This is a genomic window from Lysinibacillus sp. UGB7 (assembly GCF_049058285.1).
Classification (GTDB): domain Bacteria; phylum Bacillota; class Bacilli; order Bacillales_A; family Planococcaceae; genus Lysinibacillus; species Lysinibacillus sphaericus_B.
In genome coordinates this window covers 1-319 of sequence record NZ_JBMGUV010000134.1, presented here as the reverse complement: position 1 = coordinate 319, position 319 = coordinate 1, and the positions used below count along the sequence as shown (strand labels likewise).

The window sequence follows — 319 nt, the reverse complement described above, 5'->3', positions numbered from 1 at the left end:
TATTTAAAGAATAATTTATATTTTTATGAGTGTTAGTGGTGAGGGATATCCCTCACCACTAACACTCATTTTTAGAAACACCAAAAAGACCTGACGATTTTTATTTTTTTCGAAAGGTCATTATGATATAGTCCTATGTAGGTATTACGATTTCTGAGCTGGTAGTGCGGACTCATAATCGTAAAGAATGCCACGCGTCAGTAACTGAAATGTCACTTTTAGAAACTTATTGATGCAGGCGATGATCGCAACCTTATGAGGCTTCCTCAGAGGTTGCTTTTTTAATTTGTAGTAATAGTCCACAAAATGATTCGGTTTT

General features: G+C 35.1%; 1 pseudogene. It reads right to left on the bottom strand.

Annotation, left to right across the window (positions count from 1 at the left end):
* Positions 1 to 144: 144 nt before the first annotated feature.
* Positions 145 to 319: pseudogene (locus ACOMCU_RS28390) on the bottom strand (IS110 family transposase); the annotation flags it as partial.